Annotated in this window: 15 protein-coding genes; 3 read left to right on the plus strand and 12 right to left on the minus strand. The window is 55.2% G+C overall.

Annotated features, from left to right (window positions below; translation table 11 throughout):
* The first annotated feature begins 126 nt into the window (after positions 1 to 126).
* Together tkt and tal are read left to right on the plus strand one after the other, a co-directional pair.
* Complete coding sequence (tkt, locus tag OZX64_RS04985; protein ID WP_277157331.1) at positions 127 to 2,226, plus strand: transketolase; 2,100 nt, start codon at positions 127 to 129, stop codon at positions 2,224 to 2,226.
* A gap of 126 nt (positions 2,227 to 2,352) precedes the next feature.
* Positions 2,353 to 3,456: a transaldolase gene (tal, locus tag OZX64_RS04990; RefSeq protein ID WP_277157330.1), complete on the plus strand. Its 1,104-nt coding sequence runs from the start codon at positions 2,353 to 2,355 to the stop codon at positions 3,454 to 3,456.
* 241 nt (positions 3,457 to 3,697) lie between these two features.
* Here tal and OZX64_RS04995 read toward each other — a convergent pair whose 3' ends face one another.
* Positions 3,698 to 4,888: a GTPase domain-containing protein gene (locus tag OZX64_RS04995; RefSeq protein WP_277171770.1), complete on the minus strand. Its 1,191-nt coding sequence runs from the start codon at positions 4,886 to 4,888 to the stop codon at positions 3,698 to 3,700.
* A gap of 464 nt (positions 4,889 to 5,352) precedes the next feature.
* Between OZX64_RS04995 and OZX64_RS05000 the strand changes: the two genes are divergently transcribed.
* Positions 5,353 to 5,682 (plus strand): hypothetical protein, encoded by a 330-nt coding sequence (locus tag OZX64_RS05000; protein WP_277171772.1) that lies wholly within the window; start codon positions 5,353 to 5,355, stop codon positions 5,680 to 5,682.
* Positions 5,683 to 5,759: 77 nt separating this feature from the next.
* On the opposite strand, the gene OZX64_RS05005 is transcribed toward OZX64_RS05000, so the two are convergent.
* From OZX64_RS05005 to OZX64_RS05055, 11 genes are all read right to left on the minus strand, one after another.
* Positions 5,760 to 6,494 carry a hypothetical protein gene (locus OZX64_RS05005; protein WP_277171774.1) on the minus strand — a complete coding sequence of 245 codons (735 nt, stop codon included), beginning with the start codon at positions 6,492 to 6,494 and terminating at the stop codon, positions 5,760 to 5,762.
* A gap of 12 nt (positions 6,495 to 6,506) precedes the next feature.
* Entirely contained in the window at positions 6,507 to 8,069 is a 1,563-nt protein-coding gene (locus tag OZX64_RS05010) for a hypothetical protein (RefSeq protein WP_277171776.1), read from the minus strand.
* Complete coding sequence (locus OZX64_RS05015) at positions 8,062 to 9,081, minus strand: ATP-binding cassette domain-containing protein (RefSeq protein WP_277171778.1); 1,020 nt, start codon at positions 9,079 to 9,081, stop codon at positions 8,062 to 8,064. The genes OZX64_RS05010 and OZX64_RS05015 overlap by 8 nt, the downstream gene beginning before the upstream one ends.
* 283 nt (positions 9,082 to 9,364) lie before the next feature.
* The gene (locus OZX64_RS05020; RefSeq protein WP_277171780.1) at positions 9,365 to 10,159 is read right to left on the minus strand and encodes an alpha/beta hydrolase; all 795 of its coding nucleotides are present in this window, start codon (positions 10,157 to 10,159) and stop codon (positions 9,365 to 9,367) included.
* 191 nt (positions 10,160 to 10,350) lie between these two features.
* Complete coding sequence (locus OZX64_RS05025) at positions 10,351 to 11,187, minus strand: HAD hydrolase family protein (protein ID WP_277171782.1); 837 nt, start codon at positions 11,185 to 11,187, stop codon at positions 10,351 to 10,353.
* Positions 11,188 to 11,305: 118 nt separating this feature from the next.
* Positions 11,306 to 11,557: a preprotein translocase subunit SecG gene (gene secG / locus OZX64_RS05030; RefSeq protein WP_277146709.1), complete on the minus strand. Its 252-nt coding sequence runs from the start codon at positions 11,555 to 11,557 to the stop codon at positions 11,306 to 11,308.
* Between the two features lie 87 nt (positions 11,558 to 11,644).
* On the minus strand, positions 11,645 to 12,448 hold the full coding sequence (gene tpiA / locus OZX64_RS05035) for a triose-phosphate isomerase (RefSeq protein WP_277157327.1): 804 nt from the start codon (positions 12,446 to 12,448) through the stop codon (positions 11,645 to 11,647).
* A 200-nt stretch (positions 12,449 to 12,648) separates the two neighbouring features.
* Positions 12,649 to 13,854, minus strand: a complete 1,206-nt coding sequence (locus OZX64_RS05040) for a phosphoglycerate kinase (RefSeq protein WP_277157326.1) — start codon at positions 13,852 to 13,854, stop codon at positions 12,649 to 12,651.
* A 259-nt stretch (positions 13,855 to 14,113) separates the two neighbouring features.
* The gene (gene whiA, locus OZX64_RS05045) at positions 14,114 to 15,067 is read right to left on the minus strand and encodes a DNA-binding protein WhiA (RefSeq protein WP_277171784.1); all 954 of its coding nucleotides are present in this window, start codon (positions 15,065 to 15,067) and stop codon (positions 14,114 to 14,116) included.
* A 205-nt stretch (positions 15,068 to 15,272) separates the two neighbouring features.
* Entirely contained in the window at positions 15,273 to 16,202 is a 930-nt protein-coding gene (gene rapZ, locus OZX64_RS05050) for an RNase adapter RapZ (RefSeq protein ID WP_277174982.1), read from the minus strand.
* A 65-nt stretch (positions 16,203 to 16,267) separates the two neighbouring features.
* Positions 16,268 to 17,248: a shikimate dehydrogenase gene (locus OZX64_RS05055; protein WP_277171786.1), complete on the minus strand. Its 981-nt coding sequence runs from the start codon at positions 17,246 to 17,248 to the stop codon at positions 16,268 to 16,270.
* Between the last annotated feature and the right edge of the window lie 56 nt (positions 17,249 to 17,304).

The raw sequence follows: 17,304 nt of genomic DNA on the forward strand, positions 1-17,304 counted from the left end.
GACGTTCAAAATCTTACTTTTCGTCGGCTCTTAAAGTTAGCATGAAAGAGCAATGTGAGGGTGCTTTGCGGCGCGGAATAAGCCGCGTTTGCGGCACCCGAAATATTGGAAGGAAAGTATACACCTATGACCGATTTCACATGGTCGGATTTGGACGAGCGCGCCGTCAAGATGGCGAAGGTGCTCTCCGCGGACGCGGTTGAGCGGGCTGGCAGCGGCCACCCGGGCTCTCCCATCTCCCTGGCTCCGATTGCCTACACACTTTATCAGCATTACATCAAGCACGATCCCAACGATCCTCACTGGGATGGCCGCGATCGCTTCATTCTCTCCGGCGGACATGCCTCGTTGACGCAGTACGTCCAGCTTTACTTCTCCGGCTATGGCTTGACCATCGACGATCTCAAGTATTTCCGTGGCGGCGCCGACACGCGTACCCCGGGCCATCCTGAGGTCGGTCTGACCCCGGGCCTTGAGATGACCACCGGCCCGCTCGGCCAGGGTCTCGCCTCCGCTGTCGGCTTCGCCTACGGCCAGCGCTTCGAACGCGGCCTGCTCGACCCGAACGCGCCGGCCGGCACCTCGCCCTTCGACCACAAGGTCTGGGTCATCTGCGGCGAAGGCGACGTCGAGGAAGGCGTCTCCTCCGAGGCTTCCTCGCTCGCCGGCAACCAAGGTCTCGGCAACCTGACCGTGATCTTCGACGCCAACCATATCCAGATCGAAGGCGATACCAAGCTCACCTTCTCCGAAGACATCCTCAAGCGTTATGAGGCCTATGGCTGGTACACCGACGAAGTCAGCTTCATCCAGCCCGACGGCTCCTACAAGGAAGACACCGAGGCTCTGGCCGCGGCGCTCGACAAGGCCGAGAAGGTCACCGATCGTCCGAAGTTCATCAAGGTCGACACCCTGATGGCCTGGCCGACCCCGGGCAAGACCAACGACGAATCCGCCCACGGCTCCAAGCTCGGCACCGAAGCGGTTGCCGGCTTGAAGAAGGTCCTCGGTTTCGACCCGTCCGTCGACTTCCCGATCGACGAAGAGGCTTTGGCCCACGCTCGCAAGGTCGCCGATCGCGGCCTCGAAGCACACAAGGAATGGGACGAGAAGCTCGCCGCCTGGCGCAAGGCCAACCCAGAGCAGTCCAAGCTCTATGACCGCATCAAGGCCCACAAGCTCCCTGTTGGTTTCGACGAGGCCATCGACGAACTCGAGAAGAGCTTCGCAGCCAGCGATCAGGCCGCAACGCGCAAGTCCTCTGGCCAGGTGTTGAACGCCATTGCCAAGGTCATGCCGGAACTGTGGGGCGGCTCCGCCGATCTCGCAGGCTCCAACAAGACCGATATCGACGGCGCAGCCACCTTCGGCCCGAAGGCTGACGAGACCCGCACCTGGCCCGAGGCCAACGAGTACGGCCGTCAGCTGCACTTCGGCGTTCGTGAGTTCGCCATGGGCGCCATCACCAACGGCATCCTGCTTGGCAGCGACACCCGTCCGTACGGCGGCACGTTCTTCCAGTTCTCGGATTATGAGCGTCCGGCCGTGCGCCTCGCCGCGCTGATGAAGCTGCCGAACCTCTACGTCTGGACCCACGATTCCGTGGCCCTCGGCGAAGATGGCCCGACCCACCAGCCGATCGAGCACCTGGCCGCCTTCCGCGCCATGCCCGATATGGAAGTCGTTCGTCCTGCCGACGAGTTCGAGACCGCCGAAGCCTACCGTTACTTCTTCGAGAAGAAGAACACGCTGCCGACCGCGATGATCCTGACCCGTCAGGGTGTGCCGACGCTCGCCGAAACCGCCGAGAAGGCGCACGACGGCGTTCGTAAGGGCGCTTACGTCCTCGTCGATACCGACGGCGAGCCCGATGTCATCATCATGGCCACCGGTTCCGAGGTCCAGTGGGCCGTCGAGGCCGCCAAGACGCTGGCCGGCAAGAACATCAAGGCCCGCGTGGTCTCCATGCCGTCCATGGAATGGTTCGAGGAACAGGACGAGGACTACAAGGAAGCCGTGCTTCCTGCGTCCGTTCGTGCCCGTGTTTCCGTCGAGGCCGGCATCGCCATGCCGTGGTACAAGTACCTCGGCAGCTGCGGCAAGCCCGTCTCCATCGAGCGCTTCGGCCTGCAGGGCGACGGCGCGCAGAACATGATCGACCTCGGCATCACCGCCGAGCATGTGGTCGAGGCTGCGGAAGCCTCCATCGAGGAAGCTCGCGCCTGAGGTTTCCACCTCTTGATGCATAAGCGATGTGGTTGTTCATGAATCTCGTAAGAATCGTAAGCAGCCACATCGCTTGCAACAAATAAAATCTTTCCAATACCGATATTGGAATAAGGAGATAAGAATATGACAGAAGCAACGCAGCGCACCAGTGATTCCGGTGTTTCGATCTGGCTTGATGACCTCGATCGCACCCGTATCACCTCCGGCAATCTGCAGGAACTCATCAAGGACAAGAACGTTGTCGGCGTGACCACCAATCCGTCCATCTTCCAGAAGGCTCTGGCTCAGGTCGGACCTTATGACGAACAGCTCAAGGAACTCGGTCGCATCAACGTCGAAGACGCCGTTCGCGAACTGACCACCACCGATGTGCGCAACGCCACCGATATCTTCCGCGAAGTCGCCGAGAAGACCGATTACGTCGACGGCCGCGTGTCCATCGAGGTCGATCCCCGTCTGGCCCACGACACCGAGAACACCGAGAAGCAGGCTGAGCTGCTTTGGAAGATGGTCGATCGTCCGAACACTTTGATCAAGATCCCGGCAACTCTGGAAGGCCTGCCGGCCATCACCGCCACGCTTGCCAAGGGCATCTCCGTCAACGTGACGCTGATCTTCTCGCTCGAGCGCTATGAGCAGGTCATCGACGCCTACATCTCCGGTCTCGAGCAGGCCGCGAAGAACGGCCACGATCTGAAGCACATGGCTTCGGTCGCCTCCTTCTTCGTCTCCCGCGTCGACACCGCCGTGGACAAGCTGCTCGAAGCCAACGGCTCCGACGAAGCGAAGGCTCTGGAAGGCAAGGCCGCTGTGGCCAACGCCCGCCTCGCCTACAAGCTCTATGAGGAGAAGTTCGCTTCCGATCCTCGCTGGCCCGCACTCGAGGCCAAGGGAGCCAAGAAGCAGCGTCCGCTGTGGGCTTCCACCGGCACCAAGAACGCCGCCTACTCCGACTGCAAGTACGTCGACGAGCTCGTGGCCCCTGACGTCGTCAACACGATGCCCGAAAAGACGCTGAACGCCCTCGCCGACCATGGCGACGGCAAGCCCAGCATCGCCGGCACCTATGAGGAGAGCCAGGCCATCATGGACAAGCTCGCCGCCCTCGGCATCAACATCAAGGACGTCACCGATCAGCTCGAAGCCGACGGCGTCTCCAAGTTCATCGCCTCCTGGGATTCGGTACTTTCCGACACCCAGGCCGGTATCGACCGCGTCAACGGCTGATTCCTTTTAAACCGGGAGTCGTGAGGCTCCGGGATATGTGTTGTTCAGACACCCTCCAGGCCGGTAGGCCAAGCTTTACGTCTGAGCAACACATATCCCGGAGCCTCACTCATATCCAAGCAAAGGCGACTCTTTCTGCCAGCGGACGTATGTCAATTTGTCATGAATGACTTCGCATGGATTGCTTAAGAAAACTGACGAGTGGAAACCAATCCTCAAAGCAATCCATGTGAAGCTGCTCTTACTTGAAGAACTTAGCGATTGCTTCAGCTATTTCTTTTGGCGATGATTTGCTGGAAATTGTCTTGAGAATCTGGGCAATCTTCGCGGCGATATCCTTATTCATCAAATACCGTTCTCCGAACTTGCGTATCCAATCAATATCGTCAAGCTTTTTGTTACCTAGATATACTTGTTCATACCCATAAACAGATATTTCTCCTACCGCCGCCACAATTGTGCCAGCTACCACTGCATTAATCGCAGCCGCGGCAATATTCAATCCGGGAATTGCCTTGATGGCAACAAGAATTTGCTTTGCAATCGTTCCCGCTGTTCCCATTTCTACGATGGTTTTTTTAAAATCTTTTGCTATATCATCGTTGCTGATTCCATATATCTTGGCTATCGCTGATATTTCAGCAGTTTCGACTCCTGCCAAAATGCCGGCATCGGGAATCGGAATAGGAACAGCACCGATGGTTGTTCCACCTGCGGTGGCAGCGGTTACAACGCCATGTGCAAAAACTCTTTTTCGTTGAAGAATAAATTTCTGGATATCGCGTTCTGCACTTTTTATCGCTTCCGGCATTAACCTGTTGGTGGTATCAATTAAATCGGTGATACCATCTGGCGCGGCATAAGCTTGCTCATTCAAACGGAAAATTGAAGCTACAACTGGAATAATGGAGTTGATTCTTTTACTCATTTTCAGTTTATCAAAAGCTTCGGTGACCATTTCAATATTTTCTTTGCGATCAGGCTCAGAGAAAGATTTGGTGATCACGACGATGACCGGAACAGACGGCCACCGTTTTATCGCACTCGATAAATTCTTGATTGTTACAGGGAACAACTTTCCGGCTGTACCATCAATGCAAAACCAGACTTCATTGATTTCTTTCTTTTTATCGGTTTCACTTTCAGATGACCACTTTTTTACAGCGTGTATTGCCTGCTGCTGTTTGACGAATGATGGTTCAAAGCCGACACTGTCGATGAGTCGAAAAGGAAGATCGTCGGATTCGTAAATCTTCAGTTCCTGTGTTGTTCCTTTCATGCCGCGACTTGTCTCACCTCGGTGTTCACCAAGAACAGCGTTGATCAATGTAGTCTTGCCTACACCAGAATTTCCAAGGACCAGTACATTACCCTTGTCCATAGCTTCGCTCCAATCTCCAAATTTCTTCTCTGAATCTATTACAGCAACCACACCGCGACTCTACCTCTCACAGCCACACTACGGCTCACACACTGTCAACACCGACGCCAACCGCCAACCGACTCTCATACCCGACCAGCAGTTCATCCAAGACCTCATAGAATCACCGGAACTCCACAGACAATGAGTCCCTCCCACTCGGTGGCATCGAATCAGTCAAAGCCAAAAAGACCGCCGCCAGATAAAAAATACAAGACTGACATCGACGACCACGGCACACGTTTCAAAGCTATCGCCCTTCCTGAACACGACACCAGCCAAAACCTCCGGTACGTCGCCATCAATGATACACCAGTTCTAACTAAAATCACTAAAGTATGGCATCCAGTCAAATATTGTGATAAAAGAACTTCAGGTCATGACGTTGTGACCTGGCCATCAGGTATTTCATTTGGTTTTTGTTATTTGAAATGTCTTTGACCGTCAATGTTGACATATAAAGAAAGAGGCAAAAGATGAAAAAATCACCCTTGAAACGAATATTAGCTGTTGGCACCGTAGGATTGATGATGCTTGCAGGCACTACCACCTCAGCTTCTGCAGCAGAAGTAGGTACTGTCGGCCCTCAATATAATGTTCCTTGTAGTGTTCAACAGTGGAGCAATCAAGTTCGAATCCATTGCAGTCATTCATCACGCTATGCACGTGGAAAAATTGCCTGCAGATCCTTCCCAGACCAATATACCAATTGGATCAAAGACGGATATTCATATTCACCTGGATGCCCCGTTGGCGTGAATGATCTTCCCGGTGGACCCGTCACAATAGAAGTTGGTGGTAACTAGTTTCCATACTTTCGCAATGGCTCTCGGCATAGACAGAGTAATCTCTATGCCGAGAGCCATTGCATGTGTCACCCATATTATTTGACGATTTGTTGCACAATTCCTGATCCACCGGTAAAAGACCATACGAACAGTGAAAATATGACTGTAACAGTAACGCCAACAAAGACAACTAGATATATGACACTATAACTTTGAAACAGATAAAGCCGTAAGACGAAGCCTGTACGGGTTTGGAATGGTTGAGTCAGGACATTTGCCAATGCGAGCATAATTCCAAAACCGAGTCCGTAGAATTGTCCGAATAACGACATGCCCAAAAGAATCAGGGCCATGTCGACGAACACATTGGCAAGAATAACCAAGATTGGTGTCTCTGCTGAACGGAATACCGCCACGAACGTACCGATACCCAGTGGAATGACCAGTGACATGGATGAGGCCAGAAGCGAGTGCAGGAACGAGCGTCTCGGTGCGAACCGTTCCCAAAAAGGCATACGGGATGTGAACAGCACAAGGCTGGCCGCAATGCATAGCACACAGAGCAGTTCAAGCAACGGGATGGTCATGACCGCCTGTCTGGTACCCTGAGGACACCCTACATAGCCGGCACCGGTGTAGGCGGGTTGCGACGAAGACGGATCCGGAAAACAGACATTGTCCACGTAGACGGGTGCGTACGAAACCGACGCCGGCAGGACAGCTGGGAACAAGGTCGTGCAGAACGTCGCGCAGAGAAGCATGATGACTGCCGCGATACCATACCTGCCTTCAAACCATGCCAAATGAAACGATGACGACTTTCCTGCCATCAAGCCCCTCCCCTACTTTCCACTCCGGCCTATTGAATCCGCCTGTACTTGTTTGGGAGTCAGAGCGCAGGTTTCGATGGCCGCTGCATTACGCTTGATAAACCCTTGCAACTGGCTATCGGTTGCGGAACCCAACTCCTTAATCGTCCTGTCGCTGGCCCCTTCAATGTCGTACATAGATGACAATCCAGTGTCTGTATTGCCATATGCGTTGTCTCTCATGGCAATCGGCAGCTGCCCCAATATGAACGCGCTCACATCGGCACCGTTTCGCAGCGTCTTCTGTTCGAAGACGGTTCTGCTAGCAACCTGCGCACAGTGTGCAGGCAGATATTGGCTGACGATGACCTGCATGACCATCGACAGGTCACTATAGTCACGGTTTTTCTGGGTGGCGGTATCGGTCATGATTTCAATCGCTTCGGTATTCGGGCCGTTCTCCGGAATCATGCGTTTGCCTTCATCATCGACGTTCCATTGTTCCTGATTCGTTTCAGGCGTAAAGGCGTTGCCAAGCAGCAGGTACAGCTTTTTCGCCGGAACCTGCCCACCACTTATCTGATCAGTAGGCATCCATCGCAACGCGGAACGCACGTAACCCGCATATCGGCTGCGATGAGCCTGATCATCCGGATGGGAGCAAACCGTCACACCGGATTGTTCGATATTCTCGCAGACCGGCGTAAACGGCCCGGTTCGCAGCCAGATGCCGATACCGGATAATGCAATCGAGAATCCCAACGCCACCGGTATCACGACAATCGCACATATCGCTTTTATTGCGGCAGCCCTGTGCCGAGTAATCGTGGATTGTGCCATATACAGACAGGCAAGAAGGCAGACTACCGCTACAGCCAAAAAGAACGCAGCACGGACGATGAAACCTGGAACAGACATCCGCAATCCCGGTTCGGCACCGATACCGGAGTCGGAAACCGGCAATACCGCCGACAAACCGTTTCCCCATACCCGCGGCGAAGTGCTACCTTCCGGAACTCTTGGATGAACCGCAAAGAACCCGCCCAAGCACAACAGTGCCAGTGCAATACCAACGCCGACCACAGACCATTTGCTGCCGGTCATCACGCCTATGGCATAGCCAAAGCAGCAACACACGGACAATACCATCATGCCGCCAATAAGCGGGAGCAGTGGGAACGGGCCAGGGGACGCACTCATCGTCCTGACGATGGCGGGCAGACACGCTAACAGATACGAAAACGCACACAACAGACCGGCCTTGGCCATCGGCACCACGTACCGGCTCGCGCGTATGCCTTTCCACAAGGGAGCAATCATGCTTTGTGAGCGGTATATCGCGCATGAAAGCCAGGCGCCATACACGCCAGCAAGCACATCCGAGAACACGTGCATCCAAGACAAATCGAGTTGCAGATGAGAGTTACTAACTCCCACCGTGCCTGGAGCGTTAAGAATGCCATAGTTACGAATCCCCAGTATCAATGGATAGGCCATCATCAACACAAAGAACAACAGCGTGCTGAAAAACGGCAATGGCCACAGCAGGACACCCGGATGGAACCGTTTGTGTCCAAGTGAACGCGTCTCATTCATCGCGAACCTTCTTCAGCTCGTCGGATTGCACCAGTGTGGAACAGACCTCGGCACCTTGCCTGTGCTTCGCATCCATCAATGCCTCATAGCCCAATTCCCATACCGAGGCCAGTGCATCCGATCGTCCTTTGCCACAAGCTGCAAGGTCATCCATATTCCCCCGCATGATGACTTGACCCTGATCCATCACAATGACCCGATCAGCAACAGCCGCTAGATCTTCAACCATATGTGTACTCAGCAACACAATCTTCGTTTGAGCATAAACGTCCAAGAATCTACGAATATCGATTCGCTGCATGGGATCCAGACCAACTGTCGGTTCATCCAACAACAGCACAGAAGGCTCGGTAACCACAGCGCACGCGATGCCTGCTCTCTGTCTCATACCACCAGAAAGACTACGTACTGGACGCAGTTCCACATCGGCTAGCCCCACCAACGCAATCGCCTTATGAGCAGCCTCTTCTGCCATATTATAAGACAGGCCATGAGCCCACGCCGCATACCGAACATTGCGCAACAGACTCGAAGATTCCATCAACTCGAAACGTTGGGGCAAATAACCGATTCGTGGACGAGCTTTTTTCCTCCCATCGCTGGTAGTGACGCTCTGACCGTCTAAAAGGATTGCTCCCCTTTGGGGCGTCTCCAACGTCGAGAGCAGATTCATCAATGTTGTTTTACCGGCACCATTAGGCCCCAACAAACCAACAACCCCAGGATGCAACGAGAATGAAACATCATTCAACGCCTTGTGCCGGCCATATGAAAAGCAGACATCCTGAACCTGAATCTCGGAAATCGAAACAGCAACCATAAAATCCAACCTCTCCCAGACATCTTCGAACTGAAGCTCCACACCGCGCTCATAAAAACTTATATAACCATAATAGGTAAAACTACAGAATAAACCAAGAGTTAAGCAAACTAAGGCGTGTCTTATTCTGTTCGGATGGTGGTCATGTTGATTGTCTGGTCTATCCTTTTCTGATGCCGAATCCCAATTCATATGTGTTCGGGCAGTGTCATCATGATCTGGTTACTGCACTGAACGCCGCTCAAGGCCGGGCAGCTGGATGCCGTCGCTGGCCTCCCGCAGTTCCGGTTTTCCTTCCGGAGCACGCCAAAAAGGTCTGCGAACAGTTTCTCTGCATGAAGACTCCGAAAACAAAACACACTCTTGTTCACTAACTCGAATTTCTTTGCTAACGGTAAGGAGGAAGGAATCCCCCCATTATGAGCATTGTTTTTTACGCGAGGTCGGATTACCTGATCACATTGCTTCTGAAGCATCAAACCAGCTGAGAAGCCCAATTGGCGAGGAGTGATTTTACGGCGTCGGGCTGGTCGATGTGGATGTTGTGGCCGGATGGGTCAATGATTTTGTAGACGGCATTGGGATAGTGCGGAAGCAGGGCCTTTTGGTCCTCGTTGCCGACAATCTGATCCTGTTGGCCGGTGACGATGAGCGTCGGACCGGTATACGTGCCCATGCGCTGTTCCGGATCTCCGTCGAGCCAGTAACGTTTGCTAAGTCGAGCGTTGGCCTCACGATCGCAGAGCTTGGTTCCGGGAAGAATATAGCGCTGGTAGCGACGCCAGGCGTCGAAGGACTGGTTGACACCCATGGTGATGAAATCGATGACCTTGTCCTGCGGCAGGCTCTGGGTCAGCTGCGGGTTCGCGTCCGCAATGACATGCTCGGCCAAACGACGATGCGACATCACCGGATCGACCACAGGAGCAATCAGCGCCAGACCGGCGACACGCTTGGGCTCGCGTGAAAGCGTGTCACGTACCAACGCACCTCCCATGGAATTGCCGAGAAGAGCAAAACGTTGATGGTCGCCGACCAATTCGTTGACGGTATGCATGAACCATTCGGCAAGCTCCGGCAGACCACCGATACCAGACAAGGCCGGTGTCCGCCCATAGCCCGGTAGATCCATATAGATACGTTGCGTCCCTGCAGGAAACGCGTCATCGAGCATCATCAGCGAGCGATGGTCGACACCCATGCCGTGGGCTATGACGATGGGCAGCCCCTCCCCTTTGACAACCGTATACGCTTCAGGCTGCGTGACCATATGATTACTCCCCTTCGTTTTCCTAACGTGTTCGGCGACAGGACAATACATCTCCAAAAGCTTGCTGAAGTTCCAGAATGCTGATTCGAGATCTTGTGTTTCCTCTATTCGCCGAACCCACATATTCTATTACCGGTCGGGCATGTTGACGTGATTCCCAACAGCATTGACCAACACAAGCCCGAAAACGCTTACAGGTGTGCTTCAATCCATTGGGCCACGCCGTCGTCGTTATTGGACGGGCAGATTTCGTCCGCTACCGCTTTGACTTGCGGCCTGGCATTGGCGACGGCCACGCCGCAACCGGCATGCTCCAACATATCGATATCGATCGCATCGTCGCCAAAAGCGACGGTATCTTCCATGGCAATGCCGAAATGACGACACACTTCACGCATAGCGTTGAGCTTGGTGGCTTTGGGATTCATAAGCAGCCAGAGCACATCCTCGGAAACCAACAGCGACAGGTCGTTCGGTAGCAAGGACTTCAACTGCTCTTTCTGTGCTTGAGTAGGAAATATCATGATCTTGTCGGCCATGCCCTCGCGCAGATCGCTGAAATCGGTGGGCGTGTACTGCTGATTCGGCCAAACCTCGTGCAAATCGAAGTTCATATAACGGGTATCATCGTATTCAATGCCCATCCGCAGATCGGGGATGCTTGCAAGCAACCTCCGGCAGATTTCAACGCAGCGCTTGACCGGAACACCGAAGCGAAGGATGTTCGGATTGCCGACATTGCCGTTGTCGGCCAGCTCTTCCACAGCCGAGTGCGCGCAATCGAGATCGACAACGCCGCCGTTGTGATAAGCGCATGCCAAGGCGCCGAGTCGATGCACCAGCTCAAACGCGCTCATCGGCGGTCTCGCCGTGGCCACCATCACGATGTTGCCGGCCTTGTTGGCCGCCTCGAACGCCCGCTCGCTGCGTTCGGAAAGCCAACGTCTGTCGTAATCGTCACCGCACAGCGCAGTCAGATCCAAATCGACCACCAGCAGCTTACCGCCATGCGATAGGTCAATATTCATAGTATTCGTTGCTTTCTCATAGCTCCGCCCAACAGTTTGAGATACGGAGCATCACCAAAGCAAAAATGCGTTCCACGGTGATTCCATGAAACGCATTTGCCTAAAAAACTAGAAATCGTCACTTGATCAGGTTGAACTTGGTCATCAGACCCAGCGCGATGATGATCGCGACCCAGAGCAGGGCGATGATGATGGTCCAACGATTCAGGTTCTTTTCCGCGACGCCGGAAGTACCTGCGTTCTGGGTCAGACCACCGCCGAACATATCGGAGAGGCCGCCCCCCTTGCCCTTGTGCATGAGAATCAGCAGCGTCAACAGAACGCTGAAGACAACAAGAATGATTTGCAGAACCAGCTTGACGATTGCCATTGTCGACACAGTTGAACCTCCAGTTCGAAACACTAATTATCTAGTATACCCCGAAGTACGGAAAACGTTCTATTACGCTTACGTAGATCAGCGGGAAGAAGCCACGGTTTTCAGCGTGAGGCGGCAGATCTTCGCAAGCTCATCCGCATCGAGCGAGGCACCGCCGATGAGGAAGCCGTCGACATCAGGCTGGCTGATGAGCTCGACTGCGTTCTTCGAATTGACCGAGCCGCCGTACAGGATGCGTACCGCTTCCGAGACCTTGGAACCGAACGTTTCATAAAGGTTGCTGCGGATGGCCTTGGCCGCGTCCTGGGCGCTGGCCGGAGTCGCCACCAGCCCGGTGCCGATGGCCCAGACGGGTTCGTAGGCGATGATCAGTTTGGCCGCTTCTTCGTCGGAAAGGTCGCGGGTGACGTCATGGACCTGGCCGACCGCGAAATCGAGCTCGATGCCCTTACGGCGCTCCTCCATGCTCTCCCCCACGCACAGGATCGGCTGCATGCCAGCGGTCAGCACGGCACGCACCTGATCGACGATGTTGGCATCGTCCTCCGGATGGTACTTACGACGTTCGGAATGACCGACGATGACGTATTTGCAGCCGAGCTGGGCCAGCATGTCAGCGTTGACGTCACCGGTGAACGCGCCCTGGTTGGTCACCGAAACGGTCTGCGCGCCATAGTTGATCTTGAGCTTGTCGGCCTCGACCAAGACCTGTACACTGCGAATCGAGGTGAAGGTGGGCATCAGCGCCACTTCGACGCGTTTGTAGTCAAAGTGGGCGTCGCGCAGGAGCCACGCGAGTTTTTGCACGAAATACGTGGCTTCCAAATGATCGAAATTCATCTTCCAATTGCCTGCCACCAACGGAATACGTGCAGAGGACATTGCTTTCCTTTCCCACTTACCTAAGGCTTGCGTCCGTCAAGGACGAACCGGCGCGACCGCGGTACATGCGATCACGACAATCCATCGCCAAAAAGAATGCGGACATACCAATCGGCATGTCCGCAAACATTCCTGTTAGTAGTGTAGCGCAACTTGACACTCAGCTGCAAAGCGCTACAGCACCAACGGTTTCGATTCGATTACTCAAGCACCTTGAGACCGGGCAGGGTCTTGCCTTCGAGGAATTCGAGGGAAGCGCCGCCACCGGTGGAGATGTGCGAGAAGCCATCCTCGGGGAAGCCGAGGTTACGCACTGCGGAGGCAGAGTCGCCGCCGCCGACGATGGTGAAGGCACCCTTGGCCGTGGCGTCGACCATACCCTGGGCGACGGCCTTAGTACCGGCCTGGAACTGCTCGACTTCGAACACGCCTGCGGGGCCGTTCCACACGACCGTCTTGGAATCGACGATCTTGTCGTGGAAGAGCTTCTGGGTCTTCGGGCCGATGTCGAGGCCCATCTTGTCAGCGGGGATCTTGTCGGCGTCGACGACTTCGGGGGCAACCTCGGTCTTGCCGTCGGGGAAGCCCTTGTTGACCACGACATCGACGGGAAGAATGAGCTCGACACCGTTCTTCTTGGCCTCGTCCATATATCCCTTGACCGTCTCGATCTGATCGCTTTCCAGCAGGGAGGTACCGACCTCATAACCCTTGGCCGCTAGGAACGTATAGGCCATGCCGCCGCCGATCAGCAGACGGTCGGCCTTCTTCAGCAGGTTCTCGATGACGCCGAGCTTGTCGGAGACCTTCGAGCCGCCGAGCACGACGGTGAACGGGCGCTCCGGGTTCTCGGTGGCGCGGGACAACGCCTTGACTTCCTTCTCGATGAGCTTGCCGGCTGCACTCGGCAGATCGGCGGCCACATCGTAGTCAGAGCCTTGTGCACGGTGCACGACACCAAAACCGTCGGAGACGAAGACCTCGCCCAAGGCGGCGATCTTCTTGGCGTAAGCGGCGCGCTCGGCGTCGTCCTTGCTGGTCTCTTCGGGGTTATAACGCACGTTCTGCAGCAGCACAACGTCGCCGTCATTCATCGCGGCGACCTTGGCTCGGGCATCCTCGCCGTAGGTGTCGCTCGCCAACGTCACGTCAACGCCGAGCAGCTCGCCCAGACGCTTGGCGACCGGTGCCAGCGAAAGCTCAGGAACGACCTTGCCCTTCGGGCGACCGAGATGGGCCATCAGGATGACCTTCGCGCCATCGGCACGCAGTTCCTTGATCGTCGGCAGAGCGGCGCGGATACGGCCGTCGTCGGTGATGGTGGTGCCCTTCAGCGGCACATTGAAATCAGCACGGACAAGAACCTTCTTGCCTTTCAGATCTCCTAAATCCTTGAGTGTCCTCATTGGTATCCTTTCCTTGAAAAACCATTTCCAGCCGGAAGAACCGTTTTCTTCGGCCGGATAAGAGTACAAATTGTGACCCATGTCACTTGTAATGGTACATTCCTCGCTCAACAAGAAAACCGTTTTGGGCATACTTTTACCTCAAAACAAGCTTTAATTTGTGAACGCTCACAGTACCAGTTTTGCCGATAAAACCTCATATTTCAACGGCAAATACCCGTGCTGAGCCTCGCCCGGACAACACGGCATGCAACGATTGTTAGTCGGCCTGCTGCTGTTCGCGCGCCCTTTTCGTCTTGTTGGCCAACTGCAGCAAACGGCGTATACGTCCGGCGATGGCGTCTTTCGTGATCGGAGGATTTGAAAGACGGCCCAGCTCTTCGAGACTGGCATCCGTGTGCTGGAGCCGCAGATCACCGGCCGCCTTGAGGTTTTCGGGAATATCGTCACCCAATATCTCGAACGCCTGCTTGACTTTCTGGGTGGCCTCGGCAGCGGCCTTGGCACTGCGGCGCATGTTCGCATCGTCGAAGTTCGCCAGGCGATTGGCCTTGCCGCGAGCTTCCCCATCCGTGCGCTTGCCGGTCCATTCGCGGGCCGAACGCGGCGCTCCCATCAGCATCAGCATGCGTTCGATGGAATCGGAATCACGAAGTGTGATACGTTCGGAGCTGCGGACCTTGCGAGCCTGGGCGGAGATGCCGAGCCTGCGGGCCGCACCCTGCAATGCCGTCACCGTCTCATGCGAAGGGCAGATGATTTCGAGATAGCTGGACTTGCCAGGATCTGAAATCATGCCACGCGCGAGGAACGCACCGCGCCAGGCAGCCTTTACCTGGGCGATATTGCCACTGATGACCTCTGCAGGCAACCCCTCGACCAGATGCATACGCCGGTCGAGCAGACCCGTCTGCAGAGCAAGCGCGGTCGCTCCGCGCTCGACGAGCAGATCATAGCGTTGCACGATTCCGTTGGGAGTCTGCCTGCTTATTTTGGTGACTTTAGCTTCGCGCTGAAAATAATGCGCGATAGTCTTGCGCAACCATTCGGTCGCCTCAAGCGAATCGAACTGCGCGCGGATGACAGCCTTGTTGCCGACGGGACGCAGACCTCCCCCGAACCGCATCATCGTCGCAGCTTGCGCCATCTTTGCGGTCGGCAAATCCGTCTCCACGCTTGCCAACTCGCTTTTGACCTCGTTCAGAAGAGCCAAAGCCCAACCTCCTACTTCCCGTTCTTCATATAAGTGTAATTGGAACATTAAACGGAGTCATCTCACGCCTATGCCACGGCTATCTGTGATAGCGAATGACTTGGACAAGAATCCATCGTTCTGCTTCCCTTTGTCCGTTTTATGTCGATACCGAATATCCTGGTCCATCACCAGATTCAAAAACGATCGACAATTTCACACCTGGCTATTGTCGCTCATGACGATGCAACTCCCTCGCCGATACCGTCACACTAAGCCCGTGAGCCTTGAACCTTCTCGCCAGCTCATTGCTGATAGCCACCGAACGATGCTGGCCACCGGTGCAGCCGATGGCAATTGTGACATAATGCTTATCTTCCTGAGCGTAACCTTTGATGGCCACCATGATGGCCTTCTCGTAGGAGTCGATGAAATCCCTGGCGCTTTCGCTGGAAAGGACGTAATCGCTGACGGCCTGATCGTTCCCGTTGAGTTCACGCAGACTCGGCACCCAATAGGGGTTGGGCAGGAATCTGACGTCTGCGACGAAATCCGCATCAAGCGGAATCCCGTATTTGAAACCGAAACTGAAGATGTGGACGGAAACGGTTTTCGCGCCGCTGCCAAGCAAAGCCTCATACAGTTTCGTCGAAAGCTGATGGATGCTCAGCGTTGAGGTATCGATGACGGTATCGGCCCGTTCCTTGAGATTTTCAAGCAGCTCACGCTCCTCTCGAATCCCGTCGATAAGGCGGTTGCCGCGCTGAAGTGGATGCGGACGCCGCACGGACTCGTACCGCTGCACCAGAACCTTGTCGCTGGCGTCGAGGAAAAGAATATGGGTACGCACACCCAGATCATCCAGATGACTCAAAACAGCGGACAGATCGTCGAAATAACTGCGTGAACGCACATCGATGACCGCCGCGAGCCTATGGACTTTGGAACCGGAAGAGGTCATCATATCGACCAGCGGTATCAACAGCTTCGGAGGAAGGTTGTCAACCACATACCAGCCCATATCCTCTACGCAATCGGCGGCATGGGAACGACCGGCTCCGCTCATGCCGGTGATAAGCATGACCTCGAATTGACTGGCGGGTTTGGGCTTATTGCTACCGCTTTTCGTGGAAACGGCACCTTCCTTGTCGTTCAAGCCAAGCACAGAAGCCGTCTTTTCGGCCTTGTTCCCGGTGCCGTCCGGTCCTTGCGTTTCCGAAATCACAGTGCCTCCTGTAAGGCGCTTCTCATCGCCTGCTCGAAATCTGCCGTTCCTATGATATGCGCCCCTACCGTCATCAACCGGACTTGGGCAATCGCCTGATACAGCAGCATTTCCTCGCCGCCAATTGCGGTTGCGCCGTTGGCGCGCCAGACCTGCATGAGCTTGGTGGGACGGGGATCATAGACAACGTCGAGAAGGGTGCCCCGGAGACGCACGCCCCTAGATCCGAGGAGGGATTCGGCTAGTTCCCAGGCCGTTTCGTCGGCTCCGCGGGCCGGTATGGTGTTGATGACGATATCGGCCTGCATCAGGTATTGCGGAGCATGGCAAAGCGGTACCTGCCGATAGTCAAGACCAGGCTGCGAATCTGCCAAATGTCTCATCGGATCGTGGTCGTGTTGGTGACGGGCGCATACCGTTACCTCCGTGATGGCACCCGCCCCGGGCACTCTGATTTCGGTGCAGGCGGCCAAAGCCGAAAGCGCCGTGTTGCCGTTCCCGAGGATGACGGCTTTGGCTCCCGGTCGGCTTATCGTGCACCTGCTACCCCGGTCAGGCATACCTGCGCCAGCCTCCGCTGCGGACATTGTGGCTCCCGAACTCTGCCAGCAATGTGAGAACGCTTTGACGATACCTTCGACATCGGTGTTATACAGTTTCACATCCGGTTTGTCAGTGCCTTCATTCCATGAAAAAACGGCGGTGTTCGCCACGCACAGTCTGCGTGACCAAGTATCTGCCGGAGTGCCGTAAGGTTGAATGGTCCGTTTCAGCGGCATGGTGAGGCTCAATCCGGCCCAGGAAGGATCCAGCCCTTTAAGAAAGGCCTCAAGATCCGCCTCTCCGACCTCGGCGCGTGAATACTGCCAATCGTCAAGCCCAAGGGCTTGATAGGCCGCGTTGTGCAGCACCGGCGAAAGCGAATGTGAAATGGGCTTGCCCAGTACCGCACAGCGGTGGTGTATGTTGTCGGTCATTTGTCGATGCCCCTTTCGCCAATCGCATTGATCCACACCGGTATGCCTACCCTGAT

Origin of the sequence: Bifidobacterium sp. ESL0704, assembly GCF_029392075.1 — a bacterium.
Lineage (GTDB): Bacteria > Actinomycetota > Actinomycetes > Actinomycetales > Bifidobacteriaceae > Bifidobacterium.